The following is a 4,640-nucleotide window of genomic DNA, read 5'->3' on the forward strand; positions in this document are numbered from 1 at the left end:
CGCCGGCCTGCTCGTCACCACCGAAGCCATGATCGCGGAGGCTCCGAAGAAGGAGTCGGCTGGCGGCGGCGGCATGCCTGGCGGCATGGGCGGCGGCATGGGCGGCATGGGCGGCATGGACTTCTAATCCAGCCAATCTGGCTAAGCTTACGGAAAGGGCGCCGAAAGGCGCCCTTTTTGTTCTGCCAGGACGTTTACTTCACTAATAGCACTGCCAGGACTTGAATTGGGGCGACACACCGCGCGGAACGCTTGGCGCGACATTGAACTAATGTTTCCGCTGGCATCAGGCGCGTCGCGACATCAGGACCCCGGCGATGATGGTATCTCGGCCGCGGAAATCGCCGTGTCGCGATTGCGGCCTGCTCCAGCGAGCACCGCCTGCTCGATCAGCGCTGCGACCTCATCGGCCACAGCCTGCACCGGGGCGCGGTCGTGGGTGGCGCGGGCGATCACCATCAGCCCCTCCAGCGACGATTCGACCAGCAGTGCCAATGCATGCGCGCGGCGCTCGGGCACCCCTGCCCTGACGAAGGCGTCCCGCAGCAGGCCTATCCACTGTTCGAAGGCCGAGCGGCACAACTCCGCCAGTTCCGGCACGTCGGTGGGCGAGTCCAGCACGACAGGCGCGATCGGACAGCCGAGCGAAAACTGGTTGTCTTCCAGCATGCGTCCCACCGACTGGTAGATATGATGGACAGCCACCGCCGGATACTTTTCGGCAGCCAGCGCTTCGCCCAGCCTCTCCGTCACGTCGGCAACGCTGGCCCGCGTCACCTCGATGACCAGTTGGTCCTTGCCGCCGGGAAAATGAAAATAGAGCGAGCCCCGCGGTGCGCCGCTGGCGCTCAATATGTCGTTGAGCGAGGTGCCGTGATAGCCGCGCTGCCTGAGCAGCAGCCCAGTCGTCTCGAGTATGCGGGTGCGGGTGTCGTTGGCCATGTCAACCTCTGTCAGCAGGAATCATTATAGGCCTTGCGCAAAATATGACAATCGGTCTACATAATATGTAGACCAGTCTATATATTTCTCGGGAGAACGACATGCGGAGCTACCGTCTCGAAGGGTCTGGGACCGAACCCCTGATGCTGCGCGACACGGCGCAGCCGGAGCCGAGGCCGCATGAGATCGTGGCGCGCGTTCGCGCCACCTCGCTCAACCGGCGCGATACGATGATCCTCAACGGCACCTATCCGCTGCCGCCGCGCCAAGGCGTCCGCTGAGCGACGGGGCCGGTGACATTGTCGCCATCGGCGATACCGTCACCCGCTTTGCCGTAGGCGACCGCGTGACCGGCAGCTATTCCCCCGATGGATCGACGGCCGCATCCATGCCGGCCTCGTCGACCAACTCGGCTGCACGCTGGATGGCATGCTGACCGAATACGCCGTTCTCGACGAACAATGGGCGGTGCGCTTGCCCGATCATCTCGACTGGCATGAGGCGGCAACGCTGACCTGTGCCGGCCTGACCGGCTGGAATGCCGTGACGGGCGCCGGAATTCCGAAGCCCGGCCAATGGGTTCTGGTCGTCGGCTCGGGCGGCGTCTCGCTCTTTGCACTGCAGTTCGCCAAGCTGCTCGGCTGCCATGTCGCCGCCGTCACCTCGCGCGGTGAGAAAGCCGACAGGCTGCGGGCGCTGGGCGCCGACCTGGTGATTTCGACATCGGATATGCCGCAATGGGGCGCGACCGTCCGCGACCAGACCGGCGGCATCGATCTCGTCATCGAGACCGGTGGCCCGGCGACCTTCGCCCAGTCGCTGATCGCCAGCACGCTTTACGGGCACATCGTGCTCTTGACGCTGCAGGATGCGAAAGGCGGATCGATCCAGTTGCCGGCGGCACTCTACCAGCGCAGCCTCGCCACCATCAGCCGCCTGTTCGTCGGCAACCGGACCAATCTCGAAGCCATGCTGCGCGCCGTCTCGCAGCATCGCCTGCGGCCCGTCATCGACAAGGTCTTCGCCTTCACCGAGGCCGGCGATGCCTACCGCTATTTCCAGCAGGGCGACGTCTTCGGGAAGGTGATCATCGACGGCGCCTGACCCATCAAGTCCTCAAACCAAGGGAGAACGACAATGACAATTCGTGAAGCCTCGGCCAAATGGCAAGGCACGCTGAAGGAAGGGGCGGGCCGGCTGCGGCTCGGCAGCGGCGTCTTCGAAGGCGCCTATTCCTTCCCGTCGCGCTTCGAGAACGGTCCGGGCACCAACCCGGAAGAGCTGATCGCCGCAGCGCATGCAGGCTGCTTCTCGATGGCGCTGAGCGCCATACTGGGCGGCGCCGGCCATGTTGCCCGCAATATCCACACGATCGCCAAGGTGCATCTCGGCGCGACCGCGGCCGGGCCGACGATCACCCGTATCGAACTCGAAACCGAGGTGGAGGCCGCAGGACTCGCCGCAGATGAATTCGAGCGCCTTGCACAGTCCGCCAAGGCGGGCTGCCTCGTCTCGCGGGCCCTTGCCGGCGTGTCTCAGATCACCCTCAAGGCAACGCTCGTTGAAGCCACCAAAGGCCAATGAAGCCAGGAGGAAGAAGATGACACAGGAGCTTGTCATGGACGCAACCGCGTACGATCTGTCCCAGCAGACGGCCGAGATCATGCGGCGCTACAACGACGTATTCCAACGCCATGATCCCTCGGCACTCGCCGAACTGGTGGCTGAGGATTGCGTGATCGAGAACACCGCGCCGGCGCCGGACGGCGCTCGTTTTGCCGGACAAGCGGCGTGCGTCGGGCTTTGGACGGCGATCGCGACTCAGGCCGGCACGCGCTTCGATGTCGAGGAAACCTTCGTTGCCGGCGACCGGGCAACGATCCGCTGGCGCTATTTCATGGCCGACGGCAATTCGCTGCGCGGCGTCAACCTCATGCGCGTGACCGACGGGCGGATCGTCGAAGCGATGGGCTATGTGAAGGGGTAGCGCGCCCGAGCAATTTCCCAAAGGGCATCGCCCGGAACAGCGCAACAAGGCGAGCGGATCAGCAAGACTGAGCCGCTCCCCGTGGCTCTACCGATCCGCCAGCGCCAGCTTCGCGCCAAGCATGACGAAGGCGCCGGCGAAAGTCCGGCGCATCCAGGTCAACACCATTGGCCGCGAGACGACGTGGCTGCGGATCGAGGCGGCGAAGATGCCGTAGCCGACGAAAACCACGAAGGTCAAAAGCATGAAGACGGAACTCAGCTCCAGCATCTTCGACAGCGCGTTGGGCTCCGTGGTGCTGACGAATTGCGGCAGGAAGGCGAAGAAGAAGATCGAAAGTTTCGGATTGAGCACGTTGACGAGGATGCCGGTGGCAATCACCTTGCCGGCCGAACGCGGCGTCACATCCTGGTCGACGCTGAGGCCACCATTTTCCTTGAGTGTGTTCCAGGCCATGTAGAGCAGGTAGGCGACGCCGAGATATTTCAGCGTCTCGAAGGCGAGCGCACTGGTGTGCAGCAGCGCCGCCAGGCCAGTGATGGCAGCGGCCATGTGCGGGATGATGCCGAGCGTGCAGCCGAAGGCGGCGATGACGCTGGCTCGCGCACCGCGCGAGAGGCCGGCGCTCAGCGTGTAGAGAACGCCGGTGCCGGGCGAAGCCACGACAATCAGGGACGTCAACAGAAATTCGATGCTCACGATGGTTCCTCCGGCACCCTACCCAACCAGGAAGGTATCGGGCTGCGGGTCGGCGCACAAGCGGAGGCGATTGGAGATTGGCTACACCGGTAACCCGAGCGCCTGGCGTGCCATCAGGCACTCCTCGTCGCCGGGCATGCAGGCGCGACAGACATCCGGCCGGACGTCGTAGATGCCGCAAGCGGTCGACTTGCCGATCTCGCCGGACAGCGCCGAGCAGCGCACGCCCTCGCAGCGCATGCCTGACAGGTCAGATGCGACATATTTTTCCGGGATACGGTCGAGCTGTGCGTCATCCTCGGTGGAAAAGCGCGGCCACTCGGCCGAATAGGAACAGCAGGCACCGCAGCTTTGGCAATCGAAGGTGCCGTGTTGCGACGACAAAACGCTCGCGGCGGCCCCCAGGGCGGACAGCCCCGGCGCGGCGGGGTTTTGATCGGCGTCTTGCGGCAAGGCGCTATTTCTTCTTAGCCGTCTCGCCCTTCGAATCCGCCGGCGACTTGAACAGATCGGTCGCGGCCTCGGTGGCGTCGCCGGCTTTCGGCGCGGCAACCGGCTTGGCCGGTTTTGCCGCAGCACCCGAGGCTGCCGTCTGATCCTTGGAGGAGAATTTTATGGCCATGTCAGTCCTCGTCGGCGAAGCGCGATGATGGGGCGCGCGGATTGCGCAGGCGGCCGATCAGCGCCGAAACGGCCGTGATGTTCATTTCCTCGGGCGACCAGTTTTTCACCGCCTCGATGTGATGGGCCGCCAGCTCGCGATGCGTGCTGCCGCTGTAGGCGGCGTCCTGATAAGTCACCCGCTCATGGGTCTTGGCGTCTTCGCGGACATATTCGATCAGGTAGTTCGGGCATTCGGCGCGGCCACGCACGCCGACGCGCACCTGGGCATCACCGTGGGCACGCTTGCAGCGTTCGAGCTTTTCCAGCACACGCCGGACGAATTCGACCGGCTTGTCGAGGCCTTCGACCATATCGGCAATGGTTGCGTCGGCGGCGATCGGGGTTGGCG

The 4,640-nt window shown here is 64.5% G+C and carries 9 protein-coding genes; 4 read left to right on the forward strand and 5 right to left on the reverse strand.

Annotation, left to right across the window (positions count from 1 at the left end):
* Positions 1-303: 303 nt before the first annotated feature.
* Complete coding sequence (locus EN906_RS23660) at positions 304-942, reverse strand: TetR/AcrR family transcriptional regulator (RefSeq protein WP_127272631.1); 639 nt, start codon at positions 940-942, stop codon at positions 304-306.
* Between the two features lie 101 nt (positions 943-1,043).
* Between EN906_RS23660 and EN906_RS38430 the strand changes: the two genes are divergently transcribed.
* From EN906_RS38430 to EN906_RS23675, 4 genes are all read left to right on the forward strand, one after another.
* Positions 1,044-1,223 carry a hypothetical protein gene (locus tag EN906_RS38430; protein ID WP_236383100.1) on the forward strand — a complete coding sequence of 60 codons (180 nt, stop codon included), beginning with the start codon at positions 1,044-1,046 and terminating at the stop codon, positions 1,221-1,223.
* Between the two features lie 148 nt (positions 1,224-1,371).
* Positions 1,372-2,046 (forward strand): NAD(P)-dependent alcohol dehydrogenase, encoded by a 675-nt coding sequence (locus EN906_RS23665; protein WP_236383101.1) that lies wholly within the window; start codon positions 1,372-1,374, stop codon positions 2,044-2,046.
* 33 nt (positions 2,047-2,079) lie between these two features.
* Entirely contained in the window at positions 2,080-2,526 is a 447-nt protein-coding gene (locus EN906_RS23670) for an OsmC family protein (protein ID WP_127270581.1), read from the forward strand.
* Positions 2,527-2,542: 16 nt separating this feature from the next.
* Positions 2,543-2,929, forward strand: a complete 387-nt coding sequence (locus EN906_RS23675) for a nuclear transport factor 2 family protein (protein WP_127270583.1) — start codon at positions 2,543-2,545, stop codon at positions 2,927-2,929.
* A gap of 87 nt (positions 2,930-3,016) precedes the next feature.
* Here the strand turns inward: EN906_RS23675 and EN906_RS23680 are convergent, their stop codons facing one another.
* From EN906_RS23680 to EN906_RS23695, 4 genes are all read right to left on the reverse strand, one after another.
* The gene (locus EN906_RS23680) at positions 3,017-3,628 is read right to left on the reverse strand and encodes a LysE family translocator (RefSeq protein ID WP_127270585.1); all 612 of its coding nucleotides are present in this window, start codon (positions 3,626-3,628) and stop codon (positions 3,017-3,019) included.
* Positions 3,629-3,709: 81 nt separating this feature from the next.
* Positions 3,710-4,033 (reverse strand): YkgJ family cysteine cluster protein, encoded by a 324-nt coding sequence (locus EN906_RS23685; protein ID WP_164749099.1) that lies wholly within the window; start codon positions 4,031-4,033, stop codon positions 3,710-3,712.
* Between the two features lie 52 nt (positions 4,034-4,085).
* A complete protein-coding gene (locus EN906_RS23690; RefSeq protein WP_127272632.1) occupies positions 4,086-4,250 on the reverse strand; it encodes a hypothetical protein in 165 nt (54 codons plus the stop codon).
* A gap of 1 nt (position 4,251) precedes the next feature.
* A partial coding sequence (locus tag EN906_RS23695) for a hypothetical protein (protein ID WP_127375420.1) occupies positions 4,252-4,640 on the reverse strand: 389 nt, incomplete at its 5' end.

It is taken from the genome of Mesorhizobium sp. M7A.F.Ca.CA.004.06.1.1 (assembly GCF_003999135.1).
GTDB lineage: Bacteria > Pseudomonadota > Alphaproteobacteria > Rhizobiales > Rhizobiaceae > Mesorhizobium.

What these genes read in the sequence shown, in the direction of transcription:
- EN906_RS23660 (WP_127272631.1), bottom strand. Translation starts at nt 942, where the DNA reads ATGGCCAACGACACCCGCACCCGCATACTCGAGACGACTGGGCTGCTG.
- EN906_RS38430 (WP_236383100.1), top strand. Translation starts at nt 1,044, where the DNA reads ATGCGGAGCTACCGTCTCGAAGGGTCTGGGACCGAACCCCTGATGCTG.
- EN906_RS23665 (WP_236383101.1), top strand. Translation starts at nt 1,372, where the DNA reads ATGCTGACCGAATACGCCGTTCTCGACGAACAATGGGCGGTGCGCTTG.
- EN906_RS23670 (WP_127270581.1), top strand. Translation starts at nt 2,080, where the DNA reads ATGACAATTCGTGAAGCCTCGGCCAAATGGCAAGGCACGCTGAAGGAA.
- EN906_RS23675 (WP_127270583.1), top strand. Translation starts at nt 2,543, where the DNA reads ATGACACAGGAGCTTGTCATGGACGCAACCGCGTACGATCTGTCCCAG.
- EN906_RS23690 (WP_127272632.1), bottom strand. Translation starts at nt 4,250, where the DNA reads ATGGCCATAAAATTCTCCTCCAAGGATCAGACGGCAGCCTCGGGTGCT.